Source organism: Rahnella aceris (assembly GCF_011684115.1).
Lineage (GTDB): Bacteria > Pseudomonadota > Gammaproteobacteria > Enterobacterales > Enterobacteriaceae > Rahnella > Rahnella aceris.
In genome coordinates this window covers 472062-492713 of the sequence record NZ_JAADJV010000002.1, presented here as the reverse complement: position 1 = coordinate 492713, position 20652 = coordinate 472062, and the positions used below count along the sequence as shown (strand labels likewise).

The window sequence follows — 20652 nt, the reverse complement described above, 5'->3', positions numbered from 1 at the left end:
TTTAAAGGGTGTGATATTTCACAGGCCAGTGATTTCGGCTGGCTATAAATTAGCAAAGGAGATGTTCATGAATATAAAAATGAAAAGAAAATATATCCTTATAACTCCATTATTATTATCCGCATTATGTTTATCGGCCTGTGAGGACGCCAAAGAGAGACAGGTCACCATTGAGTTTATGCATTCTTCGGTCGAGCAGGAACGTCAGGTGGTCATTAATCAGCTGATCGCGAAATTTGAACAGGAAAATCCGCAGATCACCATCAAACCGGTGCCGGTGGAAGAAGATGCCTACAACACCAAAGTGATTACGCTGGCCCGTACCGGCGCACTGCCAGCCGTGATTGAAGTCAGTCACGATTACGCCAAAGTGATGGATCAGGAACAGCTGATCGACCGCGATGCCATCAGGCAGGTGATCGACGGCATAGGTGCTGATCAGTTTTATCCCGGCGTATTGCGCATCGTGCGCACGGAAGAAGGCGAGAATTACACCGGCGTACCGATCCACGGCTGGATACAGGGGATCTGGTACAACAAATCACAACTGGCCGACGCCGGATTCTCTGCGCCGCAAAACTGGCAGGATGTCACCCGCATTGCCACGGCATTTAATCAGCCCGCGCGGAAAAAATATGGCATTGCGTTACCGACCGCCGAAAGTGTTCTGACCGAACAGGCTTTCTCGCAGTTTGCGCTTTCCAACGATGCCAACGTATTGAATGCTCAGGGGCAAATCACGGTTAACACGCCGGAAATGCAGCAGGCGCTGGATTATTACCGTCAGCTCGCCACCTTCTCGATGCCCGGTTCCAATGACGTCATGGAAATCAAAGACGCCTTTATGAACGGCACGGTGCCGATGGCGATTTACTCCACTTATATTCTTCCTGCGGTGTACAGCGAAGGCAAAGCCGGTGACCTTGGTTTTGCCGTGCCGACTGAAAAATCCAAAGCCGTTTACGGCACCATCACCTCACTGACCATCTCCAACGGGCTGGATACGCCTGAACGTGAGGCCGCCGAACGGTGGGTGAGCTTCCTCGAAAAACCGGATAACGCGACAGCCTGGGTGCTGATGTCGCCGGGTGCCGCATTGCCGGTGACCCAAGGCGTGACCGGTAATGCCACCTGGCAAAACAATCCGGTGATCAAGGCATTTGGCACGCTGCCGCAAATGCTGGTGAACGAGTTTGCCAACGTGCAGGTGTTCGGTTCCGTCGGGGAGAAAAACTTCGCAGCAATGGGCGATATCACAGGCTCTGCCGTGCTCAGCGAAATGCTCAATGGCGTGACCGTCGGGAAGAAGGATCCGCAGCAGTCACTGGCGGAAGGGCAAAAGCGTATCGAAGCACTGATGCAAAAACGCTAAACGGAGGAGCCTGAATTGTCAGGGAAGATCATGAAATCACGTAAATTTAACCATTCTGACGGTCGTTTTGCGCTGCTTCTGCTCGCCCCCAGCATCTTTTTGCTGGGGCTGCTGGTGGCGTATCCGATGTTGTCGAATATCCAGATCAGCTTTCTGCAAATCCCGCTGAATCCGCGTCTTGATAACCGGTTTGTCGGGCTGGATAACTACATCAGCATTCTCAGCGATCCGGGCTTTTATCACTCGTTGTGGGTGACGTTCTGGTACACCACACTGGTCGTCGCGGGCAGTACCGGGCTGGGGCTGGGCGTCGCGTTGTTTTTTAACCGTGAGTTCCGCTTTCGCAAAACGGCGCGTTCGCTGGTGATTTTGTCCTATGTCACACCTTCCATTTCGCTGGTATTTGCCTGGAAATACATGTTCAACAACGGCTACGGCATTGTGAATGTGATCGGTGCTGACATGCTGCATTTGTTCAGCGATGCCCCGCTGTGGTTCGACAATCCGGTCAGCAGCTTCGTGCTGGTGGTGTTGTTCGCCATCTGGCGTTACTTCCCCTACGCCTTTATTTCGTTTCTGGCGATTTTGCAGACCGTCGATAAATCCCTGTACGAAGCCGCAGGCATGGATGGCGCCAATGCCTGGCAGAAATTCCGCATCGTCACGCTGCCCGCCATCATGCCGGTACTGGCAACGGTGGTCACGCTGCGCGCGATCTGGATGTTCTACATGTTTGCCGACGTCTACCTGCTGACCAACAAGGTCAATATTCTGGGTGTGTATCTCTATAAAACCGCCTTCGCCTTTAACGATTTAGGCAAAGCCGCCGCCATATCCATGGTGCTGTTTGCCCTGATCTTTATCGTGATCCTTCTTGCCAGAAAACGGGTGAATATCAATGGCAGCAACTAACCGCAAGATCCTGCGCAAAGCGGGCTTTTATGCCAGCCTGCTGATTTTCCTTGGCGCGATGTTATTTCCTTTTTTCATCATGCTGATGACCTCGTTCAAAAGAAGTAAAGAGGCGATTTCCCGCCATCCGACGCTGTTCCCGCAGGAGTGGGATTTCCATCATTACGTGGATATTTTCAATCCGCAGATTTTCCCGTTCCTCAGTTACTTCAAAAACAGCCTGACCGTGTCGGTACTGGCGTCCGTGATCGCTGTGTTTTTCGGCATCCTGGGCGCTTATGCGTTGTCACGGCTGCGTTTTAAAGGGCGCGTCACCATCAACGCCAGCTTTTATACCGTCTACATGTTTTCCGGCATTTTGCTGGTGGTGCCGCTGTTCAAGATTATTTCGGCGCTGGGCCTGTATGACACCACTACCGCGCTGGTGATCACCATGGTGGTTCAGACCTTGCCGACGGCCGTGTTTATGCTGAAAAGTTACTTCGACACCATTCCTCACGACATTGAAGAAGCGGCGATGATGGACGGGCTTAACCGGCTGCAAATCATTTTCTACATCACCGTGCCGCTGGCGATCTCCGGCATCATTTCGGTGTTTGTGTACTGCTTTATGGTGGCGTGGAATGACTATCTCTTCGCCTCCATTTTCCTCTCCAGCTCTGCCAATTTCACCCTGCCTGTCGGCCTGAACACGTTGTTCAGCACACCGGATTATGTCTGGGGAAGAATGATGGCTGCCTCGCTGGTGACCGCGCTGCCGGTTGTCCTGATGTACGCGCTTTCGGAGCGGTTTATCAAAGGCAATCTTACTGACGGCGGCGTAAAAGGCTGACGTTAAAACGCATATTGACTGATTAAAGATGAAGGAATATCCGATGAAAAAACTGGTCGCAACCCAGCCGCGAGTGGCTGAACTGATGAATTATGAGGACCGCCCGGTCGCGGCATATGAAGTCAAAATTCGCGTGAAATTTGGCGCACCGAAACACGGTACCGAAGTGGTAGATTTTCGCGGCGTCAGCCCGTTTATTGACGAGGAGTTTTCGGCTGAATGGGGCATGTTTGTCCCCCGTCCGGCGGATGCGCCGCGCGGTATCGTGTTCGGCGAATTCCAGCTCGGCAACATGGTGGTGGGCACCGTTTGCGAAAAGGGCTGCGAGGTGACGGATTACGCGCTGGGCGATGATGTCTGTACTTACGGACCGCTGAGCGAAACGGTGATCGTCAACGCCGTGAACAATTACAAATTGCGCAAAATGCCCGCCGGTGCCTCATGGAAAAACGCCGTCTGTTATGACCCGGCGCAGTTCGCCATGAGTGGTGTGCGTGACGGCAATGTCCGTGTCGGCGATTTCGTGGTGATTGTCGGGCTGGGGGCGATCGGTCAAATCGCTGTGCAACTGGCGAAAAAGGCCGGTGCCAGCATCGTGATTGGCGTCGATCCGCTGGAAAAACGCGGGGAAATTGCGCTGAAAAACGGCGCGGATGCCGTGTTTAACCCGATCGGTACTGACATCGGGCTGGAGATCAAAAAACTCACCGGCAAACAGGGTGCGGACGTCATCATCGAAACCAGCGGCAATGCCCAGGCATTGCAGGCGGCGCTGCGGGGTATCGCTTACGGCGGCACAATTTCTTATGTCGCCTTTGCCAAACCCTTTGCCGAAGGCTTTAACCTCGGGCGGGAAGCCCACTTTAACAATGCCAAAATTGTCTTTTCCCGCGCATGCAGCGAACCCAATCCCGATTATCCCCGCTGGAGCCGTAAACGCATCGAAGACTCCTGCTGGGAACTGCTGATGAACGGCTACCTGAACTGCGAAGACCTGATCGATCCGGTGGTCACGTTCAGCAACAGCGCGGAGAGCTACATGAAATACGTCGATCAGCATCCTGATCAGAGCATCAAGCTCGGCATCACTTTCTAAAAGGACTTAGACATGAAAATCGGTACACAAAATCAGGCATTCTTCCCGGAAAATATTCTGGAGAAATTCAAATTTATCAAAGCAATGGGTTTCGACGGTTTTGAAATTGACGGCAAATTGCTGGTAAATCATCTCGACGAAGTGAAAGCGGCTATCGCCCAAACTGGCCTGCCAGTGATTACCGCCTGCGGCGGCTATGAGGGTTGGATCGGTGATTTCATCGAGGAGCGCCGTCTGAACGGATTGCAGCAAATCACTGCGATTCTGGAAGCCCTTTCGCAGGTCGGCGGTAAAGGGATTATCGTGCCCGCCGCCTGGGGAATGTTTACCTACCGTCTGCCGCCGATGACCTCACCGCGCAGTCAGGCGGGCGACCGTCTGGCGGTCAGCGCATCCTTGCGGGAGCTGGAAAATGTCGCCAGACGCACCGGCACCACGGTGTATCTGGAGCCGCTGAACCGTTATCAGGATCACATGATAAACACGCTGGCGGAGGCACGCCGTTATATCGAAGAGGGCGCGCTTGAGCACGTCAAAATTATCGGTGATTTTTACCATATGAGTATTGAGGAGGATTGCCTCAGCGCTGCGTTCCATCAGCAACGCGATCTGCTCGGCCATGTACATATTGCTGACAATCATCGTTACCAGCCGGGCAGCGGAAGCATTGATTTTGGCCGCGCATTTCAGCAACTGAAAGAAGATGGCTACGACGGCTATATCGTCTACGAATGCCGCGTGCGGGCAGAAAATCCGACCCAGGCTTATCAGGATTCACTGACTTATCTTCGCAATTTACTCTGACTGACAGGCCGCGAAATGGAATTTATAACGAAACCGGCAGGAACGCTGAAAGTGGCGCTGGTGGGGGCGGGTCAGGTGGCGGAAAAGGTCCATGTGGCCTGTTACCGCCAGCTTCCGGGGCTTGAACTGGTCGCGGTGGTGGATTGCGATACGGCGCGCGCTCAGGCATTTGCCGGGCGCAACGGTATCGCCCGTGCCTTTACCTCACTGGAAGAGATGCTGGAGGCTGAACGGCCCGACATCGTCAGCATCTGTACGCCCAACCTTTTCCATCATCAGCAAGTGATCACGGCATTGCAGCACGGCTGTCATGTGTTCTGTGAAAAACCGCCTGCCATGACCGCCGCGCAGGCGCTGGAAATGTGGCAGGCGGCGGAACAGGCTGGCCGGATTCTGGCCTATGACTTTCATCACCGTTTCGCCGAAGATGCGCGCATTTTACGCCAGAAAGTCGCAGCGGGTGAACTGGGTGAGGTTTATGTCACCACCGCGCGCGCCCTGCGCCGCTGCGGCGTGCCCGGCTGGGGCAATTTCACGGATAAAACGCAGTCCGGCGGCGGACCGCTGATCGACATCGGCATTCATATGCTGGATGCCGCCATGTACGTGCTCGGCTTTCCGGCGGTGCGCAAAGTCACCGCGCAGATGTTTCAGAAAATCGGTAACCGCAAAAGTGAAGGGCAGTTCGGAAGCTGGGATCCGCAGAAATACAGCGTGGAAGATTCAGTATTTGCCGCGATTGAGTTCTGCAACGGCGGGTTGCTGCGTCTGGAAACGGCGTTTGCGCTGAATATTCAGCCGCAATCGGTGATGAATGTTGAGTTTTGCGGTGATAAGGCCGGTGCCACACTGTTTCCTGCCCAGGTGTATACCGATGAAAAGGGTGAACTGGTGAGGTTATTCCACCGGGAGGTTGCCGACGATCAGCGCCATGTTCGCAGCGTTCAGGCGTTTGTGGCGGCGGTTCGCGGGGAAACGGTGAGTCTGGCAGACGCGGAACAGGGATACCGGATCCAGCAACTGGTGGCGGCTGTCTATCAGTCGGCAGAGTCGGGGGAGAGCGTGTATCTATGATTCAGCCTCAGATCCTGCCCGAAGCCCCGTTTTCACCACATCGCCTGAATAAGTACGGCAGCCTGCATACCTGCGGCAATGGCCGGATTGGTATCCGTGGCTGTCACGAAGAAGCCTATACCGATCAACAGCGGGGCATGTTTGTCGCGGGTTTTTATCACCGTGCGAATACGACCGAAGTCACCGAACTGGTGAATCTGCCGGATATTATTGGTATGCGCATTGAGCTGGACGGCGAAAGTTTATCGCTGCTTTCCGGCACGCTGCTGTCCTATCAGCGTGAACTGCGCACCATGAACGGTGAGCTGTATCGCGAACTGGTCTGGCAGTCGCCCGCCGGTCAGCGGTTCAAAATCGAAACCCGTCGTTTTGTGGCGCTTTCTCCGCTGACGCTGGTGGCGAGCCGTTTAACTGTCACCGCGCTGGATGCGGATGCACATTTGTGCGTGAGCACCGGCATTGATGCAACGCTCACCAACAGCGGCAGACAGCATCTGAATGAATGTTCAGTACGGGTTTTCGATCAAAACGTTTTACAAGGCGGTTATCAGACCACAGACGGCCAGCAGCAGGCGATCATCACCAGCCAGTGCCTGTTTCCTGCCCGCGCCAGCAGCAGTTTTTCGTCGAAAAACCGCCAGTTACTGCAACATATCAGCCTGCCGTTATCTGCCGGTGAAGCGGTGACGCTGGAGAAATTCAGCTGGATTGCCACGTCGCTCGACGCAGATTTCCTGCCAGAAAACACCTTCGCAGCACGCTGCCTGAAGGCCCTGCTGGCACACGCGCAGCAAGGTTACGGACACCTGCTGATGGAAAATACCCGCCACTGGCAGCATTACTGGCAGGCATCACGGGTCTGTGTGGCGTCAGATGATCCCCAGGATCAACGTGCGCTGGATTTTGCGCTGTATCACCTGAAGCTGATGATCCCGGCGCATGACGCGCGCGCCAGTGTGGCGGCGAAAGGGCTGACCGGCGAAGGCTATAAAGGGCATGTTTTCTGGGATACCGAAATATTTATCCTGCCTTTTGCCCTGCTGAATGCGTCTGAACAGGCGCGAAAACTGCTGGAATACCGCTATCTGCATCTGGCGCAGGCGCAGGACAAAGCCCGGCAGAATGGTTATCAGGGCGCACTGTTTCCGTGGGAAAGCGCGTTCAGCGGCGAAGAGGAAACGCCTGAATTTGCCGCGATCAATATCCGTACCGGTCAGCGGCAACGGGTGGCATCGGCGCTGGCAGAACATCATCTGGTGGCAGATATCGCCTATGCCACGGTGGGCTATTTCCAGGCCACGCTCGACACGGAATTTATGCAACAAATGGGACTGGCGCTGCTGAAAGAAACCGCGCGGTTCTGGATGAGCCGCGCTGAATGGCGTGACGACCGGCTGGCAATTCTCAACGTCATCGGGCCGGATGAATACACCGAACATGTTGATAATAATGCGTTTACCAATTATATGGCGCAGTACAACGTCCGGGAGGCCTGCCGGTATCTGCATGAATTTAATCATGAGGACGCCGCATTCTTTGCGCAGGCGGAAGATTTTCTGACGCACCTGTATCTGCCGCAGCCCGATGTGCAGGGTGTGATCGCGCAGGATGATTCCTTCCTCAGCAAACCGCAATGCGACCTGACAGCCTATAAATCCCGGCAGGGCACACAGGCCATTTTGCTGGATTATTCCCGTGCGGAAATCAACGAGATGCAGATTCTGAAACAGGCCGATGTGGTCATGCTCATGCAACTGCTGCCCGCACAGTTCACGCCACAATGTCAGGCTGCCAGTCTCAGTTTTTATGAACCGCGTACGATTCACGACTCTTCGCTGAGTAAATCGGTGCATGCGATTGTTGCCGCCCGGACCGGGCAGGTCGCACAGGCATTGCAGTTTTACCGCGAGGCGTGCCGCATCGATTTGGGCGAGGAACCTCACTCTTCGGACGACGGTATTCATGCGGCCGCCACGGCCGCTATCTGGACGGGGGCGCTGATGGGGTTTGCGGGGCTGGATTATCAGTCAGGCGAACTGCATTTCCGGCCCTCGCTGCCGCAGGGCTGGACGCGGTTACAGTTTCCCCTTTGCTGGCGTGGAACGCGCCTGACGGTGTCGCTTGAACCCCGGCAATTTACCCTCAGCAAAACGGATGCTCAGCCGCTGAAGGTCTGGATCAACGGCATCTCTCACACATTTACGGAAAGCCTCATTCTGAAAGGATCTCATGATGAAAACTGAACCCCTGCCGCGTGCCGTTATTTTTGACCTCGATGGTGTGGTGGTCGATACCGCACACCTGCATTTTATGGCCTGGCAACGACTGGCGCAGCGTATCGGGATCCCCATCGATGCTGCGTTTAATGAGCAACTGAAGGGCGTCAGTCGTCAGGAATCGCTGTTGAAGATCCTCGCTGTGGGCGGAAAAACCGGAACTTTTACGCAGGCAGAATGTGACGCAATGGCGGCGGAGAAAAATGCCGATTATGTCGCATTACTCGCCGGGCTGACCACGGCGGACATTTTGCCGGGGATCAGTGAATTGCTGCATACGTTGCGTGAACAGGGCGTGCTCACCGGTCTGGCTTCCGTTTCACAAAATGCCCCGCAGGTGCTCAGGGCGTTAGGACTGGAGCAGGCTTTCGATTATGTCGCGGACGCCCGCCGGATCACGCATTCCAAACCGCATCCGGAAATTTTCCTCAAGGTTTGCGAGGCGCTGAATATCGCGCCGCAGCATGCCGCAGGGATAGAGGATGCGCAGGCGGGGATTGATGCATTACGTGCCGGAGGCATTTTCTCGATTGGCATTGGCGCCACGCTGGAAGGGGCAAATCACCGTCTGGATTCTACCGACGGGCTGTCGTGGGCGGTTATCAGGCAACTATGGTTGCATCATCAGGCTGATATTTAAGGAAAAATTATGGCTCAGATTTCACTGCAACACATTCAGAAAATTTACGACAAACAGGTTCACGTGGTGAAGGATTTCAATCTGGAGATCGCGGATAAAGAATTTATCGTGTTTGTCGGGCCATCCGGCTGCGGAAAATCTACCACCCTGCGTATGATCGCCGGGCTGGAGGAAATTTCTTCCGGCGACCTGCTGATCGACGGCGTGCGCATGAACGACGTCGCACCGAAAGATCGCGAGATAGCGATGGTATTTCAGAACTATGCGCTTTACCCGCATATGTCCGTGTACGACAACATGGCGTTTGGCCTGAAACTGAGAAAGATTGCGCCGGAGGAAATCAGTCAGCGCGTGGAGTATGCGGCCCAGATCCTCGGGCTGAATGAGTATCTGGCGCGACGTCCGGGGGCGTTATCCGGCGGCCAGCGTCAGCGCGTCGCGCTCGGGCGCGCGATTGTGCGTGATGCCAAAGTCTTTCTGATGGACGAACCGCTGTCGAACCTCGATGCCAAACTGCGGGTACAGATGCGGGCCGAAATCAGCAAGCTGCACCATAAACTCAATACGACGATGATTTATGTCACCCATGATCAGACCGAAGCCATGACCATGGCAACGCGGATTGTGGTGATGAAAGACGGCATTATCCAGCAGGTTGGCGCGCCTAAAACGGTCTATAACCATCCACAAAATATGTTTGTGGCCGGTTTTATTGGATCACCGGCGATGAACTTTATCCGTGGTGCGCTGGATGGCAACTTTTTCGTGACGGAAAGTCTGCATATTCCGGTGCCTGAAGACAAACTGACGATATTGAATGCACGGGGTTATCAACGTAAACCGCTGGTACTCGGGATCCGTCCTGAAGATATCGCCGGTGCAGAGCAGCAGAACGCACATTTTGACGCGCGAATTACGGTGGCTGAACTGACCGGAGCAGAATTTATGTTGTATTGCTCGATTGGCGGTCATGAATTTGTCTGCCGTTCAAACGCTAATACTGATTATCAGGCCGGACAATTATTATCCCTGTGCTTTGATATGAATAAATGTCATTTCTTTGATTGTGAAACTGAGGAAGTCATTACCGCGCATTAATAAGTTATGTCACTAACGTGTATAAATAACACGAATTTTAAAAGAGGTTATCCGTTGTTTTAATATCCATATGTCCCTACTGTAAAAGGAATTATTATAATGAAAATGAAAGTGGCTGCCGCATTATTATGCGGCACAGTCTGCTCGTCGGCTTTTTCCGCTGAGAGCGAAAGCGTAAATAAAAATGAAGATCATAATTCACCGGCAATGCTGACGCCGGTACCGATCGGTAACGTTGCGTTACCTGCTGAACCCTGGAAAGTGCAGATCGGCGCCATGCAGGAAACAGAGAACACAGAAGGTCAGGGCGATAAAGACGGCGCTTATGAACCGACGGTATTTGTTAACTTCAGCAAAGGAAAGTGGAACTTCTACGGCGCATTTTATCAGGAAGACCATAACGTCGATTACTCCGAAGATACCCGGAGTGACTGGTTTAATCAGGTCGAATTCGATATGCATTATCAGTTTGTGGATAACGCAGATTATGCGCTGGGGCTGATGCTCGGTTTCAGGAACTATCAGTGGCAATATAATGAAGATAAAAAGAAAGAGGGCAATTCTTATAATACCCAGCGTTATACCATTCAGCCAGACTGGTCGGTGTCGCTTAGTCCTGCGTTGAAATATAACGGCTGGATGGCGTTGTATAATTATTATAACAGTATGGACGACAACGGTTATCTGAATAAAGAGTTTGAAGGTGAAACTGGTTTGAAATACAGTTTCACCGACGATATCGCGATGCAGGTCAGTTATTATTTAGATCGCGGATGGAATACCGGTGACAGCCAGCGCGGGGAATTCGCTAAACAGGAAGCGCGTATCTATTTGCCGGTGAGCTTCGATCTTTTCTCCAGCGGGAAAACTGTGCTGACGCCTTATGCCCGCCGGACGCTGGATACCTATTATTACAATGATGATCGCGGAGAACGCGAAGGAGAAACCGATACGCGATTCGGGTTGTTAATCAATCAGCCTTTACCCAACGGTTTTGCCATCTCACTGGAATATGCCTACGAATTGCAGTTGCACGATAATACCGATGCCAGCGCCAATGCGAAGACCAAATTCCATTATACCGGTGTCGGTGTCACCTATTCTTTCTGATGCCTCTCATCACCCAACCGGAAGCTGTTTTCCGGTTGGGTTTTCTTATTTTCCGGCAGTGATTTCTATGGCGGAATGATTCACCACCAGCTGTGTCGGCACCAGCGTGCGGGAATGCGCTCCGGGACGATCGAAAATTTTATCGAACAGCACACCGCAACCCTGCCAGCCTAATTCGCGGATAGGAATTTCAATGCCGGTCAGCCCCGGAGACAGGATCGGCGAAATATTGTCGCTGCTGTAACCGGTGATGGAAATTTCATCGGGAATGATCTTTTTCTGTTCATGGGCCGCGCGGTAAATGCTCATGACTTTCACGGCATCCGTGGCGAAAACGGCCGTCGGCGGATGCGCCTTTTGCAGCAATGTCGTCGCCGCCAGATAAGCGCTTTCGGTGGTATAACCGCCGTCAATCATCAGGCCCGGTTGCGCAGTCAGACCGGCATCCTGCATGGCGCGTTTATAACCGGCAAGGCGGTCAATGGAAACGTGATAATCCAGCGGCGCGTGCAGGCAGGCAATATCCTGGTGACCGAGCGAAATAAGATGTTCTGTCAGCCGGTAACTGTCCTGAAAATTATCGGTATCGACGGAAAAGACGTGCTGATATGTTCCTTCAATATTGCCAATCACCACCACAGGAACCTGATAATTATCTAACTGTTCCAGAATATATTCATCGGCGGGTGAACTGAGCATTATCACACCTTTCACCATTTTTTCCGTTATTTTAGCGACACACTTTTGCAGATCTTCTTCGCTATTTTTGGACGTCTGCAAAATAACGTCAAAACCCTCTTCTTCCGCTCTCAGCGCAATGGATTGCAATATTTCGGAGAAGAAAGGGTTCCCGGCGGTTGTTTTGGTCGAACGGGTGGATATCACTAAAATCGCATCAAAACCTTTGGATGTCAGCGCCCGCGCCAGTTTGCTTGGCTGATAATTCAGCGTGCGGATAGCATCCAGCACGCGCTCACGGGCATCTGGCGAAATATTGGTTTGGTTGGTAATAACTCTGGAAACGGTAGATTTGGACACTTTTGCCAGACGGGCAATATCATAAATAGTGACTGCCACAATATATGCACCTCAAATATCCGTATTAAGGACGGGATATTGATAATACGGGGCAGGTCTGAGGTTGTCCATTTTCCCCAGACCTGATGTGGTGGATTATTACTCGTCTAATTTCAGCGGCGGCAACTGCGCAAAAATGCTCAGCAGGCCTTCGCCCCAGCCTTTGCGGATCATGTCGAAATACGGGTGTGTTTCGGTGATCCGGTGCTGTTGCGCGGCGCTGAAGCTGTCTGTCGGATAGGTCATCACATCCAGCGGCAGGCCGACGGAAAGATTACTGCGCAGTGTGGAGTCCATCGAAATCAGCGCACATTGCATCGCCTGATCCAGCGCGGTGTCGTAGCTCAGTACGCGATCGATAATCGGCTTACCGTACTTACTCTCACCAATCTGGAAATACGGCGTGTCGTGCGTGGCTTCGATGAAATTCCCCTGCGGATAAATGTGGAACAGCCGCTGGCCCTCACCTTTAATCTGTCCGCCGAGCAACAGATTGCAGCTGAAATCTGTATTGCCCCCCTGATTTGCGCCGCTGTCCCGTGCAATCACTTCACGCACCGTTTCACCCAGCAGGCTGGCGGCATCGTAAAGCGACTTCACGTTCAGCAGGTTTTCCCGCTCATCGTCTGCGCAGCGACGATGCAGCAGACTGATAATGCTCTGTGTGGTCGCCAGATTTCCGGCACTCTGGATCACCAGCACGCGTTCATCGCTTTGATGAAAAACATGCAGTTTACGGAAGGTGGAAATATGGTCCACTCCGGCATTGGTGCGTGAATCTGAAACAAACACCAGGCCAGAGGACAAGCGCATGGCCACACAGTAAGTCATAAAAAGGTTTCCTCAGGTATTCAGGATCATTGCGGAACGTCGAGTATGGCAACGGCCGCGACAGTGCGCATGTCTTCGCTTCCTCCCCCTAACCGGATACCGCGGACCGGGCATGCATCAAGATAATCTATGCCGATAGCCAGTTTCAAATGCTGATTCGGTTTACAGGTGTTATTGGTGACATCGAAGCTCTGCCAGCGGTCATCCAGCCAGGCTTCCGCCCACGCATGCATGGCCACATGCGCCGAGTCTTCCGAGTAAAGATAGCCGCTGACGTAACGCGCCGGAATGCCCAGGCTGCGGCAGCAGGCCAGGAAAACGTGTGTGTGATCCTGACATACGCCGGTTTGTGCTGAAAAGGCTTGTGAGGCGCTGTCTTTCACCGTGGTGCTGCCGGGGTTGTAAGGCATTTTCAGCAGCAGTTCGCCCATCAGGCTGCACAGACTTTCATGCTGTGCCTGCGGCCGGTAATAACGGCTGGCGAAATCGCGGATCGCGCCATCGGCCAGGGTCAGCGGGCTGGTGCGCAAAAACACCAGCGGCGAGAGATGCCCGCAATTATCGTCTTCCGTATTGTCTTCAATCTCGACCACGCCGTTGGCTTCAATGGTGATCGCCTGATGGGGTTGATCGAGCGTCAGGACATGCAGCACATTGCCATAGGCATCCAGCGTGCGGGTGGCATATTCCGGCAAGGTCAGATCCCACGACAAAATCTTCTGATGGCTGGAATCCTGCGGTGTGAGGCGCAGATATTGCGTGCTGTGTTTAACCTGTTGCGCATAGCTGTAATGCGTCTGATGTGTGACATTCAGTTTCATTATTGGGCCTCCAGATAGGTTTGATGAATGCTCTCAGCGATGGCATTGGTCTGATCCAGAAACTGCATCAACCAGGGGCTGAGACCCATCTCAACAATCTCGTCCATTTCGGTGAAGCGAAGCTGAGCATGAAGGGTATGGACACGGCGACGTGGCAAATTGCCTGCGCTGCCGCCGATTTCCTCCAGCTGTTCGGCCATGATTTCGACACAGGAAAGCAGAGAACGCGGTAACTCGCGGCGCAGTATCAGCAGCTCGGCAATACGTTTCTGGCTAAGTTGCTGCTTATAAAGCGTGTGGAACGCTTCGCGGGCGCTGACCGCACGCAGCAGCGTGTCCATCCGGTAGTACTCGCGCACCGGATCTTCATCGGCATTCAGTAACTGATTTTTGGCATCCAGCAGGCGGGCGGTGCTGTCCGCCCGCTCAAGCATGGTGCCGAGGCGGATAAAGTTCAGTGCATCACTGCGCAGTAATGTGCCGAACATCGCACCGCGAAACAGATGTGAGCGCTCCTTGACCCAGTCGAAGAAAGCGTCTGCACCGGCAGAACCGACGCCCTGACGGCGGATCAGTTTCATCTCTATCCAGGTGGCATTGATGCTTTCCCAGACTTCAGAAGAAAGACTGCCGCGCACCGCATGCGCATTGTTCCAGGCCATTTGCAGGCAACTGAAAATGCTGCTGTGGTTGAAGCTGTCCAGAGCGAAGAAGTTGAGCAGATTACCCATCGACTCCTGCGGATAGTGCTCGTTGAACAGTGTCCGCGTACCGGTCATGGTCAGCGGTACCAGTAAATCATTGTTTTCATCGCGTGCGTTGACGTCACGGATCGACATCATCGACAGCTTATTGGTCACGTCCAGCAGGCGTGCAATATTCTCGGCGCGTTCCAGATAACGCGCCATCCAGTACAGTTCGCTGGCTGTTCTGCTTAGCATGCGTCATCCTCCGTCGGATTTTCTTCCAGCACCCAGGTATCTTTGGTCCCGCCGCCCTGAGATGAATTCACTACCAGCGAGCCTTCTTCCAGCGCTACGCGGGTTAATCCGCCCGGTACCAGACGAATTTCGGCACCGGTCAGCGCAAATGGCCGCAGGTCGATATGACGCGGTGCCAGCCCGTTACCGACAAAGGTCGGGCAGGTGGAAAGCGCCAGCGTTTCCTGCGCGATGTAGTTTTCCGGGCGGATGCGCAGTAATTCGCGGAAGCGTTCAATTTCTGCCTTGCTGGCCGTCGGCCCAATCAGCATGCCGTAACCGCCTGCGCCATGAACCTCTTTCACCACCATTTTTTCCAGGTTTGCCAGCACGAAAGACAGATCGCTTTCCTTGCGGCATTGCCACGTCGGCACGTTATTGAGGATCGGATCTTCCGCCAGGTAGTAACGGATCATCTCCGGTACATACGGGTAGATCGATTTATCATCCGCCACGCCGGTACCGATCGCATTCGCCAGCACCACACCACCGGATCGATACACCGACAGCAGGCCGGGAACCCCGAGCATGGAATCGGCGCGGAACGCCAGCGGATCGAGGAAGGCGTCGTCAATACGCCGGTAGATCACGTCAATCTTGCACGGTCCGGCGGTGGTGCGCATAAACACCGCGCCGTCTTTCACGAACAGATCGACACTTTCTACCAGTTCAACACCCATTTGTTGTGCGAGGAAACTGTGCTCGAAATAGGCACTGTTAAAGCGGCCGGGCGTCAGTACCACGACGGTCGGATCGTTGACGGTGGTGCTTTCGCGCAGGGTTTGCAGTAAGTGGGAAGGGTAGCGGGAAACCGGCGCGATACGCTGCTCGGCAAACAATTCGGGATATAACCGCATCATCATTTTGCGGTTTTCCATCATGTAAGACACACCGGACGGCGTGCGCAGGTTGTCTTCCAGCACGTAGTATTCGCCATCGCCTCCCCGCACCATGTCGGTTCCGGCAATGTGGGCGTAGGTATCACGATGAAGATCGATGCCCTGCATGCAGGGCTGATACTGATCGTTGGCCAGCACTTGTTCGGCGGGCACGATCCCTGCCTTGAGGATCTTCTGGTCATGATAAATATCATGCAGAAAAGCATTAAGCGCCTGAACCCGCTGACGGATCCCGCGATCAAGCATCTGCCATTCGCTGGCCGGAATAATGCGTGGCACGCTGTCAAACGGGATCAGCCGTTCCGCGCCATCATCTTCGCCATAAACATTAAAGGTAATCCCCACCCGGTGAAACAACAGCGCAGCTTCCTCTTTTTTGCGCTGGACTGCCTGTTGATCGGCTTGCTGCAACCACTGCCAGTAGGCCTGATAATGGCTGCGGTGTTTGCCTTCAGCCATCAACATTTCATCAAAAAAGGGTGAATCGGAAAGGTCAATCTTGATCATCATCACCTCACAAACTGGACAGGCTGCAATTGAATCGTTCAATAACAATGAAGATCAGGCATAAAGTGTGCCAGCGTGCAAAACGGGCTGAAAATCAGGGGAAAAGGGGCCGGTCTGCTTAATTATAGGGCGAGGAGAAGTTTGTTTGCCTGAAAATGGGGCAAAAAAAACCAGCCCGCAGGCTGGTCTGGTGCATCACTGACGCGAATTAACGGCGGACGGCGATGGCTTCGATTTCGATTTTTACGTCTTTTGGCAGACGGGCGACTTCAACGCAAGAACGGGCCGGGAATGGCGCGTTGTGCTCGGTGAAGAAGGCTTCATACGTGGCGTTAACGGTGGCGAAGTCATTCAGATCTTTCACGAAAACGGTGGTTTTCACAATATCTGACACTTTCAGGCCAGCGGCTTCAACGATCGCCTGTACGTTTTCCAGTGACTGGCGCGTTTGTGCAGAAATGTCGTCAGCCACAGAGCCGGTTTTAGGATCCACTGGGATCTGGCCGGAAGTGATGATCATACTGCCCAGATCCACGCCCTGAACATAAGGACCGATAGCGGCAGGGGCGTTTTCAGTGCTGATTTCGCGGGACATAATGTCTCCTGATTTGCGTTAAGGGGAACAAGAAATTGTTCCCCAGTATAAAGGCTCAGTCGTTATTGAGCACCACCTGATGCTCAAACTCTTTTTCGCAGTATTTGCATTTCAGGTGCACGCCGTCTGCGCGCTGTTTCACCGCAAAGCTGGAGTCCACCGGTTCAAAACGGCTGATGCAGTTGCCGTTCGGGCAGCGCAGTACGCCGACAATCCGGTCCGGCAGCGTCGGCATCAGCTTTTTCACCACGTCGTAATTGTCGATGCGGTTCACCGTCGCGCGCGGGGCATACACCGCCAGCTGATTGACCTGTTCGTCGGTCAGAAAGGTGTTTTCAATTTTGATGATGTCTTTGCGGCCCAGCTCGCCGGAAGGCAGGTTCAGGCCGACCGTCACACGTTGTTCCGTCTGGGTAAACTTGAACAGCGACAGTAATTTAAATCCGACCTGTGCCGGAATATGGTCGATGACCGTACCGCATTTGATCGCTTCAACCTGAAGTTTATTGTCGTGCGTCATAATCGTTTTCTCCTCAAGTTTACTGTGCAGTGTCTGCGTTCAGAACCAGCGCCAGCAAAGCCTGACGCGCAAAAATTCCGTTACCGGCCTGCTGGAAATACCAGGCATATGGCGTTTTATCCACATCCGGCGTGATTTCATCGATACGCGGCAGCGGGTGAAGCACTTTCAGGTGCGGCTGAGCATGGGTCAGATCGGCAGCCCGCAGGACAAACTGTGCTTTCACGTTGGCGTATTCCGATGGATCCAGACGCTCTTTTTGCACGCGGGTCATGTACAGAATATCGATTTCAGACACCACTTCATCAATGCTGCTGTGCAGGCTGTATTCGATGCCTTTCTCTTCCAGCAACGTCAGGATATACCCCGGCATCGCCAGCGCGTCCGGCGCGATAAAGTAGAAGCGGTTGCCGTTAAATTTCGCCAGTGCCTGTGCCAGGGAATGTACCGTGCGGCCATATTTCAGGTCGCCGACCATGGCGATTTTAATGTTGTCGAGACGGCCCTGAGTTTCCTGAATGGTGAACAAATCCAGCAGGGTTTGCGTCGGATGCTGGTTCGCTCCGTCGCCTGCGTTGAGCACCGGAATACCGCCGGAGAATTCGGTCGCCAGACGCGCCGCGCCTTCCTGCGGATGGCGCATCACAATCGCATCAACGTAGGTGCTGATGACCGAAATGGTATCGGCCAGCGTTTCGCCTTTTTTGCCGAGCGAGGTGTTGCTGCTGTCGGAGAAACCCACCACCGAGGCGCCCAGACGATGCATCGACGTTTCAAATGACAGACGTGTGCGGGTTGAGGCTTCGAAGAAACAACTGGCGATCACTTTGTGTTTCAGCAATTCAGGCTGCGGGTTGGCTTTCAGGCTGGCAGCGGTATCCAGTACCAGTTCCAGCTCTTCGCGGCTGAGATCGTTGATAGAAATGATGTCTTTCTGATACAGCGGATTGGCCATAGTCGTCATTCTCCTGTTCTTTACGCGTAAAAAAGTGTGGCGCTCAAATTCCGGACAAAAAAAAGCCCCTCAATGAGGGGCTTTCAGTAAAACGGTAATACCACGGAAGAACAACGGCAGCGGGCTGCCTGATGGCACGGTGTTTGGTCGATCATCTGAGCACAAAACCTGGCGATTGTTCATGGGTTCTCCCGACAAATTGTGGCGCATTATACGCGGGTCATTGACGACATCAAGCGGAAAAATGGCCTAAGGCAAACGGTTGCTGCCGTGGTTTTCCTTTATCGCCAGTATTCGCCTGATTATCCTGCAAACTCTGTCCAGCTCTGTCATTTCCCGTGGCGCAACCAGCACGGAAGTACTCGATGCGATCACGCCGAGCACCTCCGGCAACCGGTGTTGATCGATAATCCGCCCCACGGCGCGGCCATAGCCCGGCATGACATGTACCACGACAAATTGAGGGTTGTGATCCACATCGGTGACCATTTCACTCACTGGCCTCAGGGCATCAGGGATAAGCTGAGATTGCTCATTCAGGGCGTAAATCTTTTTGCCTTTAGCATTCTGTACCTTCACGACGCCCAGTATTTTCAGCAATTGAGAAATGGTGGACTGGCCGATGTTGCGGTATCCCGCCCGCTGGAATTCCACACGCAGTTCTTCCTGTGATGAAAAACTCCGGCTGGCAATAAGCTGATGGCAGAGGATCAGTTGCTGGTGTTCTTTTTCAAGTGTAGACAACGTTCTTTTCATGGTTATGTTCCCGGTAAATAAAGGACGTCAACATGGCAAAAAAATCATTTTCTACAAAGAGTTAAACCAAAGAACCGAGACTTAGCGCGAACATCAGCAATACCAGTAAAATTCCCATCAAAGGTGCGACCCATTTCAGCCAGCGGACATAGGGCACCCGCGCGATGGCCAGACCGCCCATGACGACGGCGGAGGTCGGCGTGACCAGATTCACCAGCCCCGATGCCGACTGATAAGCGGTCACCACCAGTTCACGCCCGACGTGGGCGAAATCGGCGAGAGGCGCCATAATCGGCATGGTCATCACCGCCAGACCGGATGAAGAGGGCACCAGAAACGACAGCACCACTTCGAGCAGGAACATGACGTTAATGAAAATCACGCTGGATAATCCGGAAACGATGCCTTCTGCGCTGTGCAAAATGGTGTGGGTGATCATGCCGTTGTCCATGATCACCACGATGCCACGGGCAATGCCGATGATCAGTGCCACGCCGAGCAGGTCGCGTGCGCCATCAATGAATGTCGAGGTCAGTTCTTCCTCACTCATGCGGGCAATCAGCCCCACCAGGATCGCCGCAGCCAGGAAAACGCCGGAGATTTCCCCCATCCACCAGCCTTTTACCGATACGCCATAAATCATCACCACAAAAGCCAGCGCGAAGATCAGCAGAATGATTTTACGTACGCCGGTAAAGGGCAGCAGTTCATCGCTGCGGTTACCGAGAAAGTGGGCGCGGTTGCTGTCCCACTGATCAGCCACAACAGAAAGCGAGGGATCGCGGCGCACTTTACGGGCATAGCGCATCACCCAGATCACGCAGATCAGCCAGCCGACGATCAGAATCGCCACGCGCAGGCCGATCCCGTGGGTGAAGGGGATCCCGGCAGCATTGGCGGCAATCACCGTCGCAAAAGGATTGATCGTTGAGCCGAGCGTGCCAATCCCGGCGCCCAGCAGTACGGTAGCCGCCGCGACCAGCGGGTCGAAACGGGCCGCCATCATCACCGGTACCAGAAGGGTGTAAAATGGCAATGACTCTTCGGCCATGCCGTAAATGGTGCCACCGGCGGCGAACAGTGCCATCAGGATCGGGATCATCCATTCTTCTTTGCCCTTAAGCCGGACAGTCACCCGTTCAATTCCGGCGTCGATTGCCCCGGTTTTGGTGACGATGCCCAGAAAACCGCCGATGATCAGAATAAATAAAGCGACATCAATTGCGCCAGCCTGGCCGGTGGTGTGGTTGTACAGGCCATCAATGGGCGCGAGGAAAATATCCACCAGCCCCTGCGGATTGCCGGTAACGGCGTGATAGGTGCCTGAGACGGGAACTTCTTTACCCAGCCCGACATTCATCGCCATGTCGTACTGACCGGCGGGGATAATCCAGCTCAGGCCCGCAACCAGCGCGATAAGCACAAACAAAATGGTGTAGGCAGAAGGGAATTTGAATGTACGCATAAACGTAATCCTTAAAAAAAGCGTGAAGGCAA

At 53.7% G+C, this 20652-nt stretch carries 20 protein-coding genes; 10 read left to right on the top strand and 10 right to left on the bottom strand.

What is annotated here, in order from left to right; all coding sequences use genetic code 11:
* Positions 1-79: 79 nt before the first annotated feature.
* From GW591_RS14580 to GW591_RS14535, 10 genes are all read left to right on the top strand, one after another.
* The gene (locus tag GW591_RS14580; RefSeq protein ID WP_191996256.1) at positions 80-1372 is read left to right on the top strand and encodes an ABC transporter substrate-binding protein; all 1293 of its coding nucleotides are present in this window, start codon (positions 80-82) and stop codon (positions 1370-1372) included.
* Between the two features lie 30 nt (positions 1373-1402).
* The gene (locus tag GW591_RS14575) at positions 1403-2284 is read left to right on the top strand and encodes a carbohydrate ABC transporter permease (RefSeq protein WP_166860878.1); all 882 of its coding nucleotides are present in this window, start codon (positions 1403-1405) and stop codon (positions 2282-2284) included.
* Entirely contained in the window at positions 2271-3116 is an 846-nt protein-coding gene (locus tag GW591_RS14570; RefSeq protein ID WP_166860876.1) for a carbohydrate ABC transporter permease, read from the top strand. Before GW591_RS14575 ends, GW591_RS14570 begins: the two co-directional genes overlap by 14 nt.
* Before the next feature lie 43 nt (positions 3117-3159).
* Positions 3160-4212, top strand: a complete 1053-nt coding sequence (locus tag GW591_RS14565; protein WP_112151039.1) for a zinc-dependent alcohol dehydrogenase — start codon at positions 3160-3162, stop codon at positions 4210-4212.
* A gap of 12 nt (positions 4213-4224) precedes the next feature.
* Positions 4225-5016 carry a sugar phosphate isomerase/epimerase family protein gene (locus GW591_RS14560; RefSeq protein ID WP_015690503.1) on the top strand — a complete coding sequence of 264 codons (792 nt, stop codon included), beginning with the start codon at positions 4225-4227 and terminating at the stop codon, positions 5014-5016.
* Positions 5017-5031: 15 nt separating this feature from the next.
* Positions 5032-6090: a Gfo/Idh/MocA family protein gene (locus GW591_RS14555; protein WP_119262130.1), complete on the top strand. Its 1059-nt coding sequence runs from the start codon at positions 5032-5034 to the stop codon at positions 6088-6090.
* Positions 6087-8333: a glycoside hydrolase family 65 protein gene (locus tag GW591_RS14550; RefSeq protein WP_166860875.1), complete on the top strand. Its 2247-nt coding sequence runs from the start codon at positions 6087-6089 to the stop codon at positions 8331-8333. The genes GW591_RS14555 and GW591_RS14550 overlap by 4 nt, the downstream gene beginning before the upstream one ends.
* Positions 8323-9006: a beta-phosphoglucomutase gene (gene pgmB, locus GW591_RS14545; protein WP_119262128.1), complete on the top strand. Its 684-nt coding sequence runs from the start codon at positions 8323-8325 to the stop codon at positions 9004-9006. The genes GW591_RS14550 and pgmB overlap by 11 nt, the downstream gene beginning before the upstream one ends.
* A gap of 9 nt (positions 9007-9015) precedes the next feature.
* Positions 9016-10104 (top strand): ABC transporter ATP-binding protein, encoded by a 1089-nt coding sequence (locus GW591_RS14540; RefSeq protein WP_112151035.1) that lies wholly within the window; start codon positions 9016-9018, stop codon positions 10102-10104.
* Positions 10105-10203: 99 nt separating this feature from the next.
* Positions 10204-11214: an OmpG family monomeric porin gene (locus GW591_RS14535; protein WP_013577188.1), complete on the top strand. Its 1011-nt coding sequence runs from the start codon at positions 10204-10206 to the stop codon at positions 11212-11214.
* Positions 11215-11259: 45 nt separating this feature from the next.
* On the opposite strand, the gene GW591_RS14530 is transcribed toward GW591_RS14535, so the two are convergent.
* The 10 genes from GW591_RS14530 to GW591_RS14485 all read right to left on the bottom strand — a co-directional run bounded on the left by GW591_RS14530 (position 11260) and on the right by GW591_RS14485 (position 20620).
* Positions 11260-12291: a LacI family DNA-binding transcriptional regulator gene (locus tag GW591_RS14530; RefSeq protein WP_013577187.1), complete on the bottom strand. Its 1032-nt coding sequence runs from the start codon at positions 12289-12291 to the stop codon at positions 11260-11262.
* A gap of 99 nt (positions 12292-12390) precedes the next feature.
* Entirely contained in the window at positions 12391-13122 is a 732-nt protein-coding gene (locus GW591_RS14525; protein ID WP_013577186.1) for a proteasome-type protease, read from the bottom strand.
* Positions 13123-13148: 26 nt separating this feature from the next.
* The gene (locus tag GW591_RS14520) at positions 13149-13943 is read right to left on the bottom strand and encodes a transglutaminase family protein (RefSeq protein WP_013577185.1); all 795 of its coding nucleotides are present in this window, start codon (positions 13941-13943) and stop codon (positions 13149-13151) included.
* Positions 13943-14884, bottom strand: coding sequence for an alpha-E domain-containing protein (locus tag GW591_RS14515; RefSeq protein ID WP_013577184.1), 942 nt, complete (start codon positions 14882-14884; stop codon positions 13943-13945). Before GW591_RS14515 ends, GW591_RS14520 begins: the two co-directional genes overlap by 1 nt.
* Entirely contained in the window at positions 14878-16329 is a 1452-nt protein-coding gene (locus tag GW591_RS14510) for a circularly permuted type 2 ATP-grasp protein (RefSeq protein WP_013577183.1), read from the bottom strand. Before GW591_RS14510 ends, GW591_RS14515 begins: the two co-directional genes overlap by 7 nt.
* A 208-nt stretch (positions 16330-16537) precedes the next feature.
* A complete protein-coding gene (gene ridA, locus GW591_RS14505; protein ID WP_013577173.1) occupies positions 16538-16924 on the bottom strand; it encodes a 2-iminobutanoate/2-iminopropanoate deaminase in 387 nt (128 codons plus the stop codon).
* Between the two features lie 55 nt (positions 16925-16979).
* Positions 16980-17444, bottom strand: coding sequence for an aspartate carbamoyltransferase regulatory subunit (gene pyrI, locus GW591_RS14500; protein WP_013577172.1), 465 nt, complete (start codon positions 17442-17444; stop codon positions 16980-16982).
* Positions 17445-17463: 19 nt separating this feature from the next.
* Positions 17464-18399 (bottom strand): aspartate carbamoyltransferase, encoded by a 936-nt coding sequence (gene pyrB / locus GW591_RS14495; protein WP_013577171.1) that lies wholly within the window; start codon positions 18397-18399, stop codon positions 17464-17466.
* Positions 18400-18648: 249 nt separating this feature from the next.
* A complete protein-coding gene (locus GW591_RS14490) occupies positions 18649-19155 on the bottom strand; it encodes an arginine repressor (protein ID WP_013577169.1) in 507 nt (168 codons plus the stop codon).
* Between the two features lie 61 nt (positions 19156-19216).
* Entirely contained in the window at positions 19217-20620 is a 1404-nt protein-coding gene (locus GW591_RS14485) for a YfcC family protein (protein ID WP_013577168.1), read from the bottom strand.
* Positions 20621-20652 lie beyond the last annotated feature (32 nt).

What these genes read in the sequence shown, in the direction of transcription:
- GW591_RS14580 (WP_191996256.1), top strand. Translation starts at nt 80, where the DNA reads ATGAAAAGAAAATATATCCTTATAACTCCATTATTATTATCCGCATTA.
- GW591_RS14575 (WP_166860878.1), top strand. Translation starts at nt 1,403, where the DNA reads ATGAAATCACGTAAATTTAACCATTCTGACGGTCGTTTTGCGCTGCTT.
- GW591_RS14570 (WP_166860876.1), top strand. Translation starts at nt 2,271, where the DNA reads ATGGCAGCAACTAACCGCAAGATCCTGCGCAAAGCGGGCTTTTATGCC.
- GW591_RS14565 (WP_112151039.1), top strand. Translation starts at nt 3,160, where the DNA reads ATGAAAAAACTGGTCGCAACCCAGCCGCGAGTGGCTGAACTGATGAAT.
- GW591_RS14560 (WP_015690503.1), top strand. Translation starts at nt 4,225, where the DNA reads ATGAAAATCGGTACACAAAATCAGGCATTCTTCCCGGAAAATATTCTG.
- GW591_RS14555 (WP_119262130.1), top strand. Translation starts at nt 5,032, where the DNA reads ATGGAATTTATAACGAAACCGGCAGGAACGCTGAAAGTGGCGCTGGTG.
- GW591_RS14550 (WP_166860875.1), top strand. Translation starts at nt 6,087, where the DNA reads ATGATTCAGCCTCAGATCCTGCCCGAAGCCCCGTTTTCACCACATCGC.
- pgmB (WP_119262128.1), top strand. Translation starts at nt 8,323, where the DNA reads ATGAAAACTGAACCCCTGCCGCGTGCCGTTATTTTTGACCTCGATGGT.
- GW591_RS14540 (WP_112151035.1), top strand. Translation starts at nt 9,016, where the DNA reads ATGGCTCAGATTTCACTGCAACACATTCAGAAAATTTACGACAAACAG.
- GW591_RS14535 (WP_013577188.1), top strand. Translation starts at nt 10,204, where the DNA reads ATGAAAATGAAAGTGGCTGCCGCATTATTATGCGGCACAGTCTGCTCG.
- GW591_RS14525 (WP_013577186.1), bottom strand. Translation starts at nt 13,122, where the DNA reads ATGACTTACTGTGTGGCCATGCGCTTGTCCTCTGGCCTGGTGTTTGTT.
- GW591_RS14520 (WP_013577185.1), bottom strand. Translation starts at nt 13,943, where the DNA reads ATGAAACTGAATGTCACACATCAGACGCATTACAGCTATGCGCAACAG.
- GW591_RS14515 (WP_013577184.1), bottom strand. Translation starts at nt 14,884, where the DNA reads ATGCTAAGCAGAACAGCCAGCGAACTGTACTGGATGGCGCGTTATCTG.
- GW591_RS14510 (WP_013577183.1), bottom strand. Translation starts at nt 16,329, where the DNA reads ATGATCAAGATTGACCTTTCCGATTCACCCTTTTTTGATGAAATGTTG.
- ridA (WP_013577173.1), bottom strand. Translation starts at nt 16,924, where the DNA reads ATGTCCCGCGAAATCAGCACTGAAAACGCCCCTGCCGCTATCGGTCCT.
- pyrI (WP_013577172.1), bottom strand. Translation starts at nt 17,444, where the DNA reads ATGACGCACGACAATAAACTTCAGGTTGAAGCGATCAAATGCGGTACG.
- pyrB (WP_013577171.1), bottom strand. Translation starts at nt 18,399, where the DNA reads ATGGCCAATCCGCTGTATCAGAAAGACATCATTTCTATCAACGATCTC.
- GW591_RS14490 (WP_013577169.1), bottom strand. Translation starts at nt 19,155, where the DNA reads ATGAAAAGAACGTTGTCTACACTTGAAAAAGAACACCAGCAACTGATC.
- GW591_RS14485 (WP_013577168.1), bottom strand. Translation starts at nt 20,620, where the DNA reads ATGCGTACATTCAAATTCCCTTCTGCCTACACCATTTTGTTTGTGCTT.